General features: G+C 69.6%; 15 protein-coding genes and 2 tRNA genes. 5 read left to right on the top strand and 12 right to left on the bottom strand.

All coding sequences use genetic code 11. From position 1 onward, the window contains the following. The first annotated feature begins 8 nt into the window (after window positions 1-8). Window positions 9-1,532: a M81 family metallopeptidase gene (locus ACO073_RS16695; RefSeq protein WP_421998807.1), complete on the top strand. Its 1,524-nt coding sequence runs from the start codon at window positions 9-11 to the stop codon at window positions 1,530-1,532. A gap of 117 nt (window positions 1,533-1,649) precedes the next feature. Here the strand turns inward: ACO073_RS16695 and ACO073_RS16690 are convergent, their stop codons facing one another. From ACO073_RS16690 to hisI, 3 genes are read right to left on the bottom strand one after another with little or no spacing between them, the layout of a single operon-like run. Continuing rightward, on the bottom strand, window positions 1,650-2,825 hold the full coding sequence (locus tag ACO073_RS16690) for an MFS transporter (RefSeq protein ID WP_421998806.1): 1,176 nt from the start codon (window positions 2,823-2,825) through the stop codon (window positions 1,650-1,652). Window positions 2,826-2,840: 15 nt separating this feature from the next. Beyond that, entirely contained in the window at window positions 2,841-3,332 is a 492-nt protein-coding gene (locus ACO073_RS16685; protein WP_421998805.1) for a hypothetical protein, read from the bottom strand. Beyond that, complete coding sequence (hisI, locus tag ACO073_RS16680) at window positions 3,329-3,769, bottom strand: phosphoribosyl-AMP cyclohydrolase (protein ID WP_421998804.1); 441 nt, start codon at window positions 3,767-3,769, stop codon at window positions 3,329-3,331. The genes ACO073_RS16685 and hisI overlap by 4 nt, the downstream gene beginning before the upstream one ends. Window positions 3,770-3,841: 72 nt before the next feature. Between hisI and ACO073_RS16675 the strand changes: the two genes are divergently transcribed. After that, entirely contained in the window at window positions 3,842-4,324 is a 483-nt protein-coding gene (locus ACO073_RS16675) for a Fur family transcriptional regulator (protein WP_421998803.1), read from the top strand. Window positions 4,325-4,381: 57 nt separating this feature from the next. After that, the gene (locus ACO073_RS16670; RefSeq protein ID WP_421998802.1) at window positions 4,382-5,722 is read left to right on the top strand and encodes an NAD(P)/FAD-dependent oxidoreductase; all 1,341 of its coding nucleotides are present in this window, start codon (window positions 4,382-4,384) and stop codon (window positions 5,720-5,722) included. A 52-nt stretch (window positions 5,723-5,774) separates the two neighbouring features. Here the strand turns inward: ACO073_RS16670 and metC are convergent, their stop codons facing one another. The 9 genes from metC to ACO073_RS16625 all read right to left on the bottom strand — a co-directional run bounded on the left by metC (window position 5,775) and on the right by ACO073_RS16625 (window position 12,051). Further along, a complete protein-coding gene (gene metC / locus ACO073_RS16665; protein ID WP_421998801.1) occupies window positions 5,775-6,968 on the bottom strand; it encodes a cystathionine beta-lyase in 1,194 nt (397 codons plus the stop codon). Between the two features lie 22 nt (window positions 6,969-6,990). After that, entirely contained in the window at window positions 6,991-7,590 is a 600-nt protein-coding gene (locus ACO073_RS16660; protein WP_421998800.1) for a GNAT family N-acetyltransferase, read from the bottom strand. Next, the gene (gene sseA / locus ACO073_RS16655; RefSeq protein ID WP_421998799.1) at window positions 7,559-8,413 is read right to left on the bottom strand and encodes a 3-mercaptopyruvate sulfurtransferase; all 855 of its coding nucleotides are present in this window, start codon (window positions 8,411-8,413) and stop codon (window positions 7,559-7,561) included. The genes ACO073_RS16660 and sseA overlap by 32 nt, the downstream gene beginning before the upstream one ends. Before the next feature lie 10 nt (window positions 8,414-8,423). After that, window positions 8,424-9,125, bottom strand: a complete 702-nt coding sequence (locus tag ACO073_RS16650; RefSeq protein WP_421998798.1) for an alanyl-tRNA editing protein — start codon at window positions 9,123-9,125, stop codon at window positions 8,424-8,426. 9 nt (window positions 9,126-9,134) lie between these two features. Beyond that, a complete protein-coding gene (locus ACO073_RS16645) occupies window positions 9,135-10,049 on the bottom strand; it encodes a ribokinase (RefSeq protein ID WP_421998797.1) in 915 nt (304 codons plus the stop codon). Window positions 10,050-10,058: 9 nt separating this feature from the next. After that, entirely contained in the window at window positions 10,059-11,060 is a 1,002-nt protein-coding gene (locus ACO073_RS16640) for a cysteine synthase A (protein WP_421998796.1), read from the bottom strand. A gap of 84 nt (window positions 11,061-11,144) precedes the next feature. Then, window positions 11,145-11,759 carry an NUDIX domain-containing protein gene (locus ACO073_RS16635; RefSeq protein WP_421998795.1) on the bottom strand — a complete coding sequence of 205 codons (615 nt, stop codon included), beginning with the start codon at window positions 11,757-11,759 and terminating at the stop codon, window positions 11,145-11,147. A gap of 50 nt (window positions 11,760-11,809) precedes the next feature. After that, window positions 11,810-11,884: transfer RNA gene (locus tag ACO073_RS16630), tRNA-Asn, on the bottom strand. A gap of 93 nt (window positions 11,885-11,977) precedes the next feature. Continuing rightward, window positions 11,978-12,051: transfer RNA gene (locus ACO073_RS16625), tRNA-Cys, on the bottom strand. Window positions 12,052-12,173: 122 nt separating this feature from the next. Between ACO073_RS16625 and ACO073_RS16620 the strand changes: the two genes are divergently transcribed. Both ACO073_RS16620 and ACO073_RS16615 read left to right on the top strand, forming a co-directional pair. Then, on the top strand, window positions 12,174-12,833 hold the full coding sequence (locus tag ACO073_RS16620; RefSeq protein ID WP_421998794.1) for a protein-L-isoaspartate O-methyltransferase family protein: 660 nt from the start codon (window positions 12,174-12,176) through the stop codon (window positions 12,831-12,833). A gap of 80 nt (window positions 12,834-12,913) precedes the next feature. Next, on the top strand, window positions 12,914-14,359 hold the full coding sequence (locus ACO073_RS16615) for a TolC family outer membrane protein (RefSeq protein ID WP_421998793.1): 1,446 nt from the start codon (window positions 12,914-12,916) through the stop codon (window positions 14,357-14,359). Window positions 14,360-14,370: the final 11 nt, after the last annotated feature.

The following is a 14,370-nucleotide window of genomic DNA, read 5'->3' as shown; positions in this document are numbered from 1 at the left end:
TCGGGGTCATGGCGCGTATCGCAGTCGGCGGCTTCCAGCACGAAACCAACACGTTCGCGCCGCAGCAGGCGACCTGGGACGATTTCCTGCGGGCCGACGCCTGGCCGCCGCTCCTCCACGGCCCGGAACTGGTCGCCGGCGTGGAGGGCTTCAACATCCCGATCGCGGGCGCGGTCGGCCGGCTGGCCGAGCTCGGGCACGAGCTGGTGCCGCTCGCCTGGGCGTCGGCGCCGCCCGCTTCCTACGTGACCGAGGATGCGTTCGAGAAGATGTGGTCGCTGTTCGAGGGCGACCTGCGGCGTCTGGGACCGCTCGACGCGATCTATCTCGACCTGCACGGCGCCATGGTGGCCGAGAACACCGACGACGGCGAAGGCGAGCTGCTGCGGCGCATCCGCGGCATCGTCGGCGACGCGCTGCCGATCGTCGCCAGTCTCGACTATCACGCCAACCTCACGCCGGAGATGGCGGCGCTGTCCACCGCGCTGGTCGGCTACCGGACCTACCCGCATATCGACATGGCGGTGACCGGCCGGCGCGCCGCCGAGCTGCTGGATCGCCTGCTCGCGGAGAAGCGGCCGGTCTTCCGGGCCTACCGCCAGCTCGACTTCCTGATCCCGCTGGTCTGGCAGTGCACCTTCATCGAGCCGGCGAAGAGCATCTTCGACCTGGTGGGCGAGCTCGAGGCTGGCGAGAAGAGCCACAATCAGGGGATCGTCAGCGTCACCCATACGCCGGGCTTCCCGCCGGCCGACATCGCCCAGTGCGGCCCCGCCCTGGTCGTCTACGGCCACGACAGGGAAGCGGTGGAAGCGGCGGCCGACAAGCTCGCCCAGGCGGTGAAGGCGCAGGAGAAGGCGTTCGCCGGCGAGCTCCTCGATCCCGATGCGGCGGTGCTGCGGGCGCTGTCGCTGGCGAAGGATGCGCGCAAGCCGATCGTGCTGGCCGACGTCCAGGACAATCCCGGCGCCGGCGGCACGTCCGACACGGTGGGGCTGCTGGCGGCGCTGATGCGCCACGAGGCACGCGGCGCCGTGATCGGCCTGATCATCGACGAGGCGGCGGCGAAGGAGGCGGCCGCGACGGGCGAGGGCAACGTCATGCGGCGCGGTATCGGCGCCGTGGTCGGCTATGCCGGCGAGCAGCCGGTCGTCGCCGACTGGCGCGTCGTGAAGGTGGCCGACGGTCGCTTCATGGGCACCGGTCCCTTCTACGGCGGCGCGCGGTTCCAGATCGGGCCGATGGCGCTGGTGACCGACGAGGCCAGCGGCGTTTCGGTCGTGCTGGCGAGCAAGCGCATCCAGGCCGCCGACCAGGAGATGTTCCGCCATGTCGGCGTCGAGCCGTCCGATGTGCCGATCCTCGGCCTGAAGTCGACGGTGCATTTCCGCGCCGACTTCCAGCCCATCGCCGAGACGATCCTGGTCGTGCGCTCGCCCGGCGCCCATATCACCGATCCGGAAGAGATGCCCTACAAGCACCTGCGCAAGGGCATCAGGCTCAACCCCATGGGACCGGTCTGGAACGGCTGAGCGCCGCAACGCGCGAGATGTCATCCCGAGCCGAGATGTCATCCCGAGCGTAGCGAGGGACCTTTCCCGTTCCCTGAGGGTCCCTCGCTACGCTCGGGATGACAGCCTTTTCGATCGTCAGGTCGAGCGGAACGCCGGCCGGAGCGCCCACACCATCGGCACGGTCGTGAGCGCGATGCAGGCGACGGCCGACAGCGCGATCGGCAGGCCCACGGCGTCGCCCAGCAGTCCCGACAGGAGCGGACCGGTCGCGCCCGCCACCGAGCCGCCGGTGTAGAACACCGCGAAGGCGTGCGTGCGCTTCTCGGGGCTGACGAACTCGGGGATCGTGCCGTAGAGCACCGACGAGGTGCCGTTCAGCATCAGGCCGACCGCCGGCAGCACGGCCAGCGCGACCGGCAGAGACAGCGGCAGCAGCGCCAGGATCAGCAGCGTGGTCGCCGTCTCGGTCAGGATCACCGACGGCACGACGCCGAGCTTCTCCCCGACCCAGCCCATGACCAGCTTGCCGGCGGCGCCGCCGGCGAAGGTCAGCGAGAGGCCGAGGCCGATCGTGGGCACGTCGGCCCCTTTGTCGCGCAGCAGGAAGGGCAGGAAGATCAGGAAGCCCGTGCGCACCAGGTCGTCGGCGATGTGGATGGCGAACAGCAGCCAGTAGGCCCATGGCCGGTCCTGGCCGGCAGCGGCCGCGCGGGCCTGGTTCCCCTTGTCGTGCAGCGGCACCGGCTTCAGCGTGGCCAGGATCACGCCGGCGCCGGCCACGGCGAGCGCGGCCACCACGATCAGTGCCTGTCGCCAGCCGAGCGACGCCGCCAGGACGGCGAACAGGGCAGGCAGCGCCACCTTGCCGACGTCGCCGCTGAAATTGTAGGTGCCGAGCGCGGTGCGGGAGCGCAGGCCCGAATGGGCGGCGGAAACCAGGCTGGACCCGATCGGGTGCTGCGTGCTGCCGCCCAGGCCCGCCAGCAGCAGGCCGACGACCACGGCGTAGAGCGAGCCGCCGAGGCCGGCCAGCCCGTAACCGACGGCCACCAGCGTCGTGCCGAGCGCCAGCACGCCGACGCCGCCGAAGCGGACCGCGAGCTTGCCCGAGGGGATCTGGCCGACCGCCATGGCGCCGGAATAGACGCTCTTCAGCGCGCCGATGGCGGCATAGGTCAGGCCGAACTGGGCCTGCAGCAGCGGGTAGAGGACGTTCAGGAGATCGGTGAAGCCGTCGTGCAGCGCATGGATCCCGCCGCAGACCGTCAGGGTGCGACGGGGAGAGGGGGCGGGAGCGACGGCGACTGTCATCTCCCTGTCACAATACTATCTCGGCGGCATCGCCCTGAACCAAAAAGCGACCTGCTGCCGGAAATCGCTCTCGGCGAAGGCCCGGTCGGTGATCAGGGTCGGCTTGCCGGTGCGCGGGTAGCGGACGCTGGCCATGCGCTCGAACTTGGTGTCGCTGAGATGGAGGATCAGCACGTCGCCCTGGCGGCGATGGAACACCAGCTCGTGGACCTTGCGGATGTTGACCAGGCTCACGACGTAGCGGCCGGTCTCGTCCTCGCGCGCCAGCTGGCGCACCGGAATGTCGCGCCCCTCGTTGGTGATGCCCATCAGCGCGAGGGCCTCGGGCGCCATCATGTTGTCGACGCCGGCGGTCTGCAGCCACCACACCATCCGGTCGCCCTGCGGCGAGAGGGTGTAGCGCGGCTTGGGCGTCGATCCGAACAGGCCGGACGTGGTGCAGGCGCCGAGCGGCAGGGTGAGGGCGGCGCCAAGGAACGCACGCCGCGCGAGGACGCTGTGGGTCAAGCTCGATCCTTCCCGGTCGTGTCCATATCGACCATCACCGGCGCGATCGTCTCGAGGGTGCCGCCGCGGATGGCGCGGAAGAAGCAGTTGTGGCGGCCGGTGTGGCAGGCCGCGCCCGTCTGGTCGACCAGCACGAGCAGCGTGTCGCCGTCGCAGTCGACGCGCAGGTCGACCAGCGTCTGGATGTGGCCGGACGTGTCGCCCTTGCGCCAGGGCGCCTGGCGCGAGCGCGACCAGTAGCACACACGCCCCGTGCGCATGGTTTCGGCGACGGCATCGCGGTCCATCCAGGCCATCATCAGGACTTCGCCCGAATCGTGCTGCTGGGCGATCGCCGGGACGAGGCCCTGGGAGTCGAACTTGATGGCGCCTAACGCCTGTTCGATGGCGGCGTCGAGGTAGGTTGCGGGCGAAAGGCCGGAGGAGGGAATGGACATGGGCGAGCCTTGGCCTGCGAAAGGAAGGGGGCCTATAATCGTCCTCCGCCAGCTTGGCAAATCGGGACCCGCGTGAAGAAGACCGCCAAAACCCCGGCGCACGAACACGATCACGAGCACTGCATCGAGGATGCCGTCGCGGCGGCCGAGAAGCTCTGTGCCGAGAAGAATCTGCGATTCACGCCGCTGCGCCGGCGGGTCCTCGAGCTTGTCTGGTCGAGCCACAAGCCGGTCGGTGCCTATGCCCTGCTCGAAGCGCTGCGCAACGAGGATCTCGGTTCGGCGCCGCCCACCGTCTACCGGGCCCTCGATTTCCTGATCGAGAACGGGCTCATCCATCGCATCGAGCGCATGAACGCCTTCGTCGGTTGCAGCCACCCGGGGCAGACGCATCGCGGCTTCTTCCTGATCTGCGGCGAGTGCGGCAATGCCGAGGAACTGCACAGCGACGGTCTGGCCGAGAGCATCGCCGCCAGTGCCGGCCGCCGCGGCTTCACCGCGCGCGAGATGACCCTGGAAGTGACCGGCACCTGCGGCGACTGCCGGCGAAGCTGAGCGCGGCATCCGCAACTCTGAAGCCCGGGCCTCGACAGCGCGCGTTAGGAGTCGGCGATGGCGGATTCGGTGTTCCACAAGGACTTCAAGTCGATGCCCTGGTGGTGGGAATGGTGGCATCCCAACACCGAGCTGTCGCAGGACCCGCCGCGCAAGACCGACGTGCTGGTGGTCGGCGCCGGCTATGCCGGCCTGTCGACGGCGCTCGAGCTGGCGCGCTCGGGCGTCGAGGTGACGGTGCTGGAGCGCGGCGCCTTCGGCGACGGCGCCAGCACGCGCAACGGCGGCGGCGTCAGCGGCGGCACGACGCTTGGCAAGGGCTTCTCCGGCAAGGGGGTGAAGACCGATCCCGAGGAGTGGAGAAAGGTGATGTCGCGCATGCTGAGCGACGCCGCCGATTCGCTGGCCCAGGTCGAGACGGTGATCCGGCGCGAGGGCATCGAATGCCACTGGCGCATGGCCGGCCGCTTCAGCGGCGCCTTCACGCCCCGGCACTATGCCGAGCAGGCGGCCAAGGTCGGCACCTACAACGACCGCGCGGCGCTGGGCACCTACATGGTGCCGCGCGAGCAGCAACGCGAGGAGATCGCCTCCGACTACTACTACGGCGGCATGGTGGTGGAGCGCACCGGCCAGCTCCATCCCGCCCTCTACTATGGCGGCCTGCTGCAGGCGGCGCATCGGGCGGGCGCGAAGCTGTGCGCCCGGTGCGACGCCGAGAAGATCGAGCGCAAGGGCAGGGAGGCGGGCGGCGGCTTCACCGTGCTCACCAGCAAGGGCCCGATCGAGGCGCGCGAGGTGGTGATCGCGACCAACGGCTATACCGGCGACGTGACGCCGACCCTGAAGCGGCGGCTCGTGCCCGTGGCCAGCCATATCATCGCCACCGAGGAGCTGCCCGAGGACCTGGTCCGCAGCCTGATCCCCAAGGGCCGCGTCGTCAGCGATACCAAGCGCGTGCTCTGCTACTACCGGCGCTCGCCCGACGACAGGCGGGTGATCTTCGGCGGTCGGGCGCGCTTCACCCAGGTGACGCCGGAGGTCAGCGCGCCGGTGCTGCACGGCTACATGCTGGAGCGCTGGCCGCAGCTCGAGGGAACGAAGATCACGCACGCCTGGACCGGCAACGTCGCCTTCGCGTTCGACTTCCTGCCGCACATGGGCATGGAGCAGGGCATGCACTACCTGATGGCCTGCAACGGCTCGGGCGTCGCGATGATGTCGTATCTCGGCCACCAGACGGCGCGGAAGATCGCCGGCGGCTCGAACGCGCCCATCAACGCCTTCGACGGCCAGGACTTCCCGACCGTGCCGTTCTACAGCGGCAATCCCTGGTTCCTGCCGATGGTCGGCGCCTGGTACCGCACCCGCGACTGGTGGGACCGGCTGACCGCCTGACGATCAGAGGCTCTCCAGCAGTCGCTCGCGGATCCCGACGATCCGCACGGGCTCAGGCGTTGTGCGCGCGGTTCAGCCGGTCGAAGCCCTCGGCCAGGTCGGTCTTGAGGTCCTCGACGGCCTCGAGCCCGATATGGACTCGCAGGATCTGCTTGTCCTTGGGCCACGGCACGGCGGTGCGGTAGTTGTCGGGATGGGCCGGGATCATCAGGCTCTCGTAGCCGCCCCAGCTCGCGCCCATGCCGAAGATGTCCATCCCGTCGAGCATGGCGGCCAGCGCGTTGCGGCTGTAGCCGTCGCGCAGCGTGAAGGAGAACAGGCCGGACGAGCCCTTGAACAGCTTCTTCCAGTTCTCGTGGCCGGGACAGTCGGGCAGGGCGGGGTGCAGGACCTTGTCGACCTCCGGCCGGCCCTTCAGCCAGTGGGCGATCTCGAGCCCGCTCTTCTCGTGGTGCCGCAGCCGCACCGCCATGGTGCGCAGGCCGCGCAGCGCCAGGTAGGAATCGTCCGGCGCGGCGTGGAAGCCGAAGTTCTGGCAGGCCGTCTTGGCGACCTCGAACATCGGCCGCGTGGCGCAGGAGATGATGCCCATCATCGCGTCGGAATGGCCGACGATGTACTTGGTGCCGGCGTGGATCGACAGGTCGCAGCCATGGTCGAACGGCTTGAAGTAGAGCGGCGTCGCCCAGGTATTGTCGATCAGCACGGCCGCGCCGTGCTTCTTGGCGACCGCGGCGATGGCCTCGACGTCCTGCACCTCGAAGGTCTGCGAGCCCGGCGCTTCGAGATAGACAACCTTGGTGTTGGGCTTGATCAGCTTCTCGATGTCCTTGCCGATCATCGGATCGAAGAAGGTCGTCTCGACGCCGAAGCCCTTGAGCGTCGTGTTGGCGAAGCGTCGGGCCGGGCCGTAGGCATTGTCGGTCACCAGCATGTGGTCGCCGGTCTTGAGGAAGCCGACGATGGCGCCGGTGACGGCGGCCAGGCCCGACTGCACGGCGATCGAGCGGTGGGCGCCCTCGATGGCGGCGATGGCGTCCTCCAGCGCCTTCTGGGTCGGCGTGCCGTTGCGCCCGTAACCGAACCCCTCGAAGGGCACCCGGTTCTCGAACTTCTCCATGGTCGGGGAGAGGATCGTCGAGGCGTGGTAGACGGGCGGATTGACGATGCCGAAATTGTTGTCGGGATCGCGCCCGGCGACGGCGAGAATCGTGTCGGGACGGGTGTAGGTCTTCTTGGCGGTCATGAACCGCACTATGGCACAGGCCTCAACGAGGCGGCCAGCGATAGACCTCCGGCCACAGGATGCGGGGGTCGCGGAGCTCGCGGGCCTCGCGGCGCACCGGACGGAATCCCGCCTTGCGATAGGTGTCGAGCGCCCGTGGATGGTCGAGCGTGTTGGTGTTGAGGTGGAGGCAGGCGGTCCCGCGCTCGAAGGCCCGCTCGACGGCGCGATCGAGCAGCCATGGCCCGATGCGGCGGCCGATATAGGGGAGGGTCAGGCCGAAGAAGACGAGCTCGTCGTCGCCCAGCTCGAAGTAGCCGACCAGCTCGTCGCCGTGGCGGGCGACGTGGAGCTCGTGGCCGGGCGCGTGGAGCAGGGCTTCGAGCGCGCCGTCGCCCAGCAGCCGGCGCTCGTACCACAGCCAGGGCCGGCCGACCCGGTCGTAGAGATCGCGGTAGAAGGAAGCCGTCGGCCGCTCGATCGGCTCGAGGGCGACCTCGATCTCCGGCGGCTTTCCGCGTCGCGTCCAGTCGGCCGGCCGCATCTCCAGATGCGTGATCGTGACGGGCAGCCGCCCGTCCGCGCGCGGCGCCGGCTGGTGGGCGAAGAGCTCAGGGACCAGTGACGATGGGCGTGTCGGCACGGCCGCCCCATTCGGTCCAGGACCCGTCGTAGATCGCCGCTTCCGGCGCGCCGGTCAGGTAGAGGCCGAGCGCCACGACGCAGGCGCTGACGCCCGAGCCGCAGCTCGCCGTCACCTTCTTGGCCGTATCGATGCCCGAGGCGGAGATGCGCTCGGCGAGCTTGTCGGCCGGCAGCATCGTGCCGTCGGCGCCGATCAGGTCGTTGTAGGGCAGGTTGAACGCCCCCGGCATGTGGCCGGAGCGCAGCCCCTGCCGCGGCTCCGGCGCCTCGCCGCGGAAGCGATTGGCGGCGCGGGCGTCGATGATCTGCTCGCGCTTGCTGTCGATCAGCCCGCGCACGTCGTCGAGCGAGCGGACCAGCGTATTGTCGAGGCGGGCGGTGAAATGGCGGTCGCGCGGCGGCGTCGGGTCGTCGGTCACCGGGTGGCCCTCGCGCATCCACTTCGGCAGGCCGCCGTCCAGCACCGCCACGTCTTTGTGGCCCATGGCGCGGAACATCCACCAGACGCGCGTGGCGCCCATCATCGGCGTCGTGTCGTAGACGACGATCTTGCTGCCGTCGCCCAGCCCGAGCTTGCGCACGCGCGCCGAGAACTTCTCGGGCGCGGGCAGCATGTGGGGCAGCGGGCTCGACGTGTCGGCGATCTCGTCGATGTCGAAGAACACCGCGCCGGGAATGTGCTGGCTGGCGAACTCGGCCTTGGGATCGCGCTTGGCCGCCGGCAGGTAGAACGAGCCGTCGACGATGCGCACGTCCGGCGCGTCGAGGCGGGCGGCGAGCCAGTCGGTGCTGACGAGGGCGTCAGGTCGGGCGTAGTCCATGCGGTTCCCCCTAGGGCAGGGCGATGATGAACCGCCGGTTCATCTTGCCCTTGTTCTCGATCTTGGTGCATTCGACGCGGCCGATCTCGCCGGTCCGCGCCACGTGCGTGCCGCCGCAGGCCTGCAGGTCGACGCCGTCGATGGACAGGAGCCGGACGCGGCCGGCGCCCGTCGGCGGCCGTACGCTCATCGTCTTGACGAGCTCGGGCCGGGCCTCGAGCTCCTCGTCGGTCACCCAATGCGGCACCACCGGCCGGTCGACCGCGAGAAGCCGGTTGATCTCCTCGGTCACCCATTCCTTGGTGGGCACGTCGCCGTCCAGGTTGAAGTCGAGCCGGCTCTTGTCGGCATTGACCTGGCCGCCGGTGACGTTGCCCTTGATCACGGCCGACATGACGTGCAGCGCCGTGTGCATGCGCATGTGGCGATAGCGGCGCTCCCAGTCGAGCTCGACCCGCACCGGCGTGCCGACGTCCGGCCGCGGCGCATCGGGCGCCAGCACATGCAGCACGTCGCCGCCGTCGGCCTTGAGCGAATCGACGATCCGCGCTTCGCCGCCGTCCCAGCGCATCGTGCCGCTGTCGCCCGGCTGCCCACCCCCGGTGGGATAGAAGATGGTGCGGTCCAGCCGCACGCCGCGATCCTCGACGGCCGTCACGACGGCGTCGGCGTCCTTGAGATAGGCGTCCTGCCGGAAGAGTTCCTCGACCATCGGCTGGATTTAGGCCTTCGGCAGCCGGCCCGCAACGTCCTCGGCGGTCGGCATCGCCGGCGACGCACCCAGCCGTTCGACCGAGCAGGTCGCGGCGACGACGGCATAGCGCGCCGCTTCCAGGGGCGTGGCGCCTTTCGCCATGCGCGCGGCGAGCGCCCCCACGAAGCAGTCGCCGGCGCCGGTCGTGTCGATCACCTGGGCCGGCGCGGCCGGGATCGCCGTCGTGCCGTTGGAGGTGACGACCACCGCGCCGCGGGCCCCGAGCGTCGCCACGACGGCACGGGCGCCCCTGGCGCGCAGGGTCTCGCAGGCCGCGGCGATCGTCCGCTGCGAGCTGCGGGAACGGATCTTCATCCCGGAGGCCTGCGACAGCTCGACCTCGTTCAGCACCGCGACGTCGACCTGCTGCAGAAGGCTGTCGGAATGGGTCGCGTAGGGCGCGAGATTGAGCACGGTGCGCGCGCCGGCGGCCCGTGCCTGCTCGAGGATGGCCTCGCTCTCCGGGATCGGCACCTCGAACTGCGCGACCCAGACCTCGTCGGGCCGCGGCGCATGGCGAACCATGTCGCGCGTGAAATGCATGTTGGCGCCCGAGGCCACGGTGATGGCGTTGTCCCCCTCGGCGACCTGGATCACGGCGACGCCGGTGGCAGGGCCCTCGACCTCGCGGACGCCGGAACTGTCGACGTCGTTGTCGGCCAGGAAGCCGCGCAGCCGGTTGCCGAACGCATCGTTGCCGACCGCGCCGATCATGGCAGTGGGCACGCCGAGCCGCGCCGCCGCGACGGCCTGGTTGAGGCCCTTGCCGCCGGGCAGGAAGGTCACCTCGGCCCCGAGCAGGGTCTCGCCGCTCGAGGGCCGCCGCTCGCTCTGCACGACGATGTCCATGTTGAGGCTGCCGCAGACGACGACTCTACTCATGCGCGGGGCTCACGCCATCCAGGGCGGCAGGGGCAGGTGCTTCTCGCGCAGGAAGGCGGGATTGAACAGCTTCGACTGGTAGCGCTGGCCGCCGTCACAGAGGATGGTGACCACCGTCTTGCCCGGCCCCAGCGCGCGGGCCAGCCGCATGGCGCCGACGACGTTGATCGCCGTCGACCCGCCCAGCACCAGTCCCTCGTGCTGGACGAGGTCGAACAGGACGGGCAGCGCCTCCTCGTCGGCGATCTGGAAGGCCATGTCGATCGGCGTGCCTTCGAGGTTGGCGGTGACGCGGCCCTGGCCGATGCCTTCGGTGATCGAGGTTCCCTCGGCCTTCAGCTCTCCCTTCGCGTGCCAGTTGAAGAGCGCCGAGCCCATCGGATCGCTGAGCGCGATCTTGACGTCGGGATTGCGCTCCTTCAGGGCGCGGGCGACGCCGCCCAGCGTGCCGCCGCTGCCGACGGAGCAGGTGAACCCGTCGACCTTGCCCTCGGTCTGATCCCAGATCTCGGGGCCCGTGGTCCGGTAATGGCCGTCGCGGTTCGCGGTGTTGTCGAACTGGTTGGCCCAGATCGCGCCGTTGGGCTCCTTGGCCGCGATCTCCTCCGCGAGCGTGCCCGAATAGCGCACATAGTTGGCCGGGTTGGCGTAGGGGACCGCCGGAACCAGCCTGAGGTCCGCGCCGCACAGGCGCAGCATGTCCTTCTTCTCCTGGCTCTGGGTCTCGGGCATCACGATCACCGAGCGGTAACCGCGCGCGTTGGCCACCAGGGCGATGCCGATGCCCGTGTTGCCGGCGGTGCCTTCGACGATCACCCCGCCGGGCCGCAGGCGGCCCTGCTTCTCGGCATCCTCGATGATGGCGAGCGCCGCCCGGTCCTTGACCGAGCCGCCGGGGTTGAGGAATTCCGCCTTGCCGTAGATGTTGCAGCCCGTGGCTTCGGACGCGGCGCGCAGCTTGATCAGCGGCGTATTGCCGATGCTATCGATGAAACCCGATCGGACGTCCATGTCGTGCTCGCTTCGTTGGCCCTGCGCTTCCCTGGCCGGACGGTAGACAGGGAGCAGCCGCCGACGCAACCTCGCTGACGCCGTTCAGCGCCAGCGTGCGCGTACCTCGTCGCGATGCAGTGCGAGCCACTGCAGGCCGATCACGGCAATGGCGTTGTCGATCTCGCCGTGCTCGAGCATCGTGCGGACCTCGGCGAAGGAGACGACCTTGACCAGGATGTCCTCGCCTTCGGATTCGAGGCCGAAGACGCCCCCGGCATTCGCCGTGTCGACATGGCCGAGAAAGATGGTGCAGCCCTCGGAGCAGGCGCCGGGGCTCAGGATGACGTCGTGGATGGGAATTACCTCGCGCAGCTCGAGCGAGGCCTCCTCGACCGCCTCGCGGCGCACCAGCTCCTCGGGCGATTCGCCGTCCTCGATGATCCCGGCCACGATCTCCCAGGTCCAGGGATGGCGGCCGGCGACATAGGAACCGGCGCGGAACTGTCGGATCAGCACGACCTCGTCGCGGCGCGGATCGTAGGGCAGCACGGCAGCGGCCTGGCCGCGCTCGAAGACTTCCCGCCGGATGACGTGGCTCTGGCCGCCCTCGTAGAGGCCATGGCGGAACTGATAGCGGCTGATGCGGAAATGGCCCTGGTACGCCACGACATGGTCGACGAGCTGGACGGTTTCGTTGGGCAGGGCACGCGTCGTCATCGAAACTCCACCAGCAAAAAGGGCCGCCTCGGCGAGAGGCGGCCCAGATTTGGCTCCGGAGGAGGGATTCGAACCCCCGACCTAGCGGTTAACAGCCGCGTGCTCTACCGCTGAGCTACTCCGGATCAAGACCCCTCGCCGGCGCGGCGGGCCGGGGCGAGGGCGCGATGTTTTGGCAGAGGCCTTCCCGGCATGCAAGGCCCACGCGTCCCGCGCGTTGGAGGCCTGGGCCGGAATCGAACCGGCATACGCGGATTTGCAGTCCGCTGCATCACCACTCTGCCACCAGGCCGCACGGGGAGCGCGGGTCTATACGCATGACGCGCAACGAGGGTCAAGCGGCCGCGACGGTGCGCCCTTTGACGCTATTGCGTGTCACCGCCTATATAACTCCCCCAGATATAGAGGTCGGGGATGACGGATTTCGCGCTCGCTCGTCGCAACATGATCGACGGCCAGCTGAGACCCAACCGGGTCACGAATGCCACACTGCTGGCGGCGGTGGCCGACCTGCCGCGCGAACGCTTCCTGCCCGACGGGCTGCGGTCGGTCGCCTATGCCGACGACGACGTGCCGCTGGGCAACGGTCGCGTCCTGATGGAGCCCATGGTGCTGGCAAGGCTGATCCAGTCCCTGCAGCCGGGCCCCGAGGACAGGGCGCTGGTCGTCGCCTCCGGAACGGGCTACGGCGCGGCGGTTCTGGCGCGGCTGGTGAAGTCCGTGGTGGCCGTCGAGAGCGACGCGACCCTTGCCGCGACGGCGGAGCGACTCGCCAGGGAGCTCGGAACCGCCGGCATCGCGCAGGTTTCGGGACCGCCCGAGCAGGGCGCGCCGGCGTCGGGACCCTACGACATCATCCTGATCGAAGGGGCAGTCCGGCAGGTGCCCCAGGCGATCGAGGATCAGCTCGCCGAGGGCGGGCGCCTGGCGACGGTCGTCGCCGGCGCGCCGGGTGCGCTCGGCACGGCGCAGCTCTTCATGAAGGAGAATGGCGCCGTGTCGGGACGACCAATGTTCGACGCGGGCACGCCGCTGCTGCCGGGCTTCGCGCCGCCGCAGCGTTTCACTTTCTGAGACCAGGCCGGTCAGTTGCGGGACTATCAATGGCGCCGCCACAAGTGCTAGGCTGCGGATCGCAAACTGAGGGTAATTCGATGCGTCTCCGGCCCCCATTCAGGCTAGCGCGCCTGGCCTCGCTGTGCGCCCTGGTCGTCGGGGCGGCGGCGTCGCGGCCGGCCGAGGCGCAGAGCCTGATCGAGGCCTTGTCGACGACGTACAACAGCAACCCCGACCTGCTGGCGTCGCGGGCCCTGCTGCGCCAGACCGACGAATCGCTCGCCCAGGCCGTCTCCAACTGGCGGCCGCGGGTGACGCTGTCGCTCGAGTACAACAAGGTCGAGCAGGACTCCTACTCGCAGCGGACGACCCCGACCTTCTACTTCCTGAACGGCCGCTTCACGACGCTGAGCGTGACGCAGCCGCTGTTCCGCGGCGGCAAGACCATCGCCGACACCAAGACGGCCCAGGCCAACATCCAGGCCCAGCGCGCGTCGCTGGCCGACACCGAGCAGAACGTGCTGCTGGCGGCGGTCACGTCGTACGCCGACCTGATCCAGAACATCTCGATCGCCGACGCCCGCCGCAACAACGTGCGCGTCCTGATCCAGCAGCTGGACGCGACGCGCGAACGCTTCCGCGTCGGCGAGCTGACCATCACCGACGTGTCGCAGGCCGAAGCCCGCCTCGAGGGCGCCCGCGCCGATCTCGTTCAGGCCGAGACGCAGGTCCGCATCGCCGAGGCGGCCTACGAGCGCACGATCGGCCAGAAGCCGGGCCGTCTCGGCGAGATGCCGCTGATCGGCGGCCTTCCGGTGAGCGAGGAGGAGGCGATCTCGCTCGCCATGGACATGGGTCCGCGCGCCGTTTCGGCCCAGTACCGGATCTCGGCCGCCAACTACAGCGTGAACAGCGCCATCGGCGACCTGCTGCCCCAGGTCAACCTCGTGGGCGTGGTGCAGCAGCAGTTCGACCTGCAGGTGCCGAGCGACAAGTACTACACCTACGGCGTCCGCCTGCAGGCGACAGTGCCGATCTACCAGAACGGCAGCGAATGGTCGCGCGTCCGCCAGGCCAAGGAACTGGTCGGCCAGCGCCGCAACGAACTCGACAGTGCGCGTCGCACCGCGGCCGAGAACGTCATCCGCGCCTGGCGACAGCTCGATTCCTCGCGGTCCCGCGTGACCTCGTTCGAATCGCAGGTCCGCGCCAACGAGGTCGCCCTGAACGGCGTCCGTCAGGAAGCACTGGTCGGATCGCGCACCACCCTCGACGTCCTGAACGCCGAGCAGGAACTGCTCAACGCCCAGGTCAACCTGGTCCAGGCCCGGCATGACGTGCAGGTGTCCTACTACGGCGTGCTGGCGGGTATCGGCCGCCTGACGGCCCGGACCCTGGCGCTGCCGGTCGAGTACTACGACGAGGAGCGGTACTACAACGAGGTCGGGTCCCGCTGGATCGGCTGGGGCACCGCAGGCGAACAGGGACCGATCCCGCAGCCGGCTCCCACCACCACCACCAGTGGCAGCTTCGGCACCAAGTAAGCGCGGAAGCC

This window comes from Reyranella sp. (assembly GCF_965229815.1).
Taxonomy (GTDB): domain Bacteria; phylum Pseudomonadota; class Alphaproteobacteria; order Reyranellales; family Reyranellaceae; genus Reyranella.
Note: the sequence above shows the minus strand (reverse complement) of the source record. Positions and strands in the feature narration are given on the sequence as shown.

Excerpts from the sequence above, each read along its gene's own strand:
- ACO073_RS16615 (WP_421998793.1), top strand. The coding sequence starts at position 12,914 with ATGCGTCTCCGGCCCCCATTCAGGCTAGCGCGCCTGGCCTCGCTGTGC.
- ACO073_RS16640 (WP_421998796.1), bottom strand. The coding sequence starts at position 11,060 with ATGGACGTCCGATCGGGTTTCATCGATAGCATCGGCAATACGCCGCTG.
- ACO073_RS16690 (WP_421998806.1), bottom strand. The coding sequence starts at position 2,825 with ATGACAGTCGCCGTCGCTCCCGCCCCCTCTCCCCGTCGCACCCTGACG.
- ACO073_RS16670 (WP_421998802.1), top strand. The coding sequence starts at position 4,382 with ATGGCGGATTCGGTGTTCCACAAGGACTTCAAGTCGATGCCCTGGTGG.
- ACO073_RS16620 (WP_421998794.1), top strand. The coding sequence starts at position 12,174 with ATGACGGATTTCGCGCTCGCTCGTCGCAACATGATCGACGGCCAGCTG.
- hisI (WP_421998804.1), bottom strand. The coding sequence starts at position 3,769 with ATGTCCATTCCCTCCTCCGGCCTTTCGCCCGCAACCTACCTCGACGCC.
- sseA (WP_421998799.1), bottom strand. The coding sequence starts at position 8,413 with ATGGACTACGCCCGACCTGACGCCCTCGTCAGCACCGACTGGCTCGCC.
- metC (WP_421998801.1), bottom strand. The coding sequence starts at position 6,968 with ATGACCGCCAAGAAGACCTACACCCGTCCCGACACGATTCTCGCCGTC.
- ACO073_RS16695 (WP_421998807.1), top strand. The coding sequence starts at position 9 with ATGGCGCGTATCGCAGTCGGCGGCTTCCAGCACGAAACCAACACGTTC.
- ACO073_RS16635 (WP_421998795.1), bottom strand. The coding sequence starts at position 11,759 with ATGACGACGCGTGCCCTGCCCAACGAAACCGTCCAGCTCGTCGACCAT.
- ACO073_RS16645 (WP_421998797.1), bottom strand. The coding sequence starts at position 10,049 with ATGAGTAGAGTCGTCGTCTGCGGCAGCCTCAACATGGACATCGTCGTG.
- ACO073_RS16650 (WP_421998798.1), bottom strand. The coding sequence starts at position 9,125 with ATGGTCGAGGAACTCTTCCGGCAGGACGCCTATCTCAAGGACGCCGAC.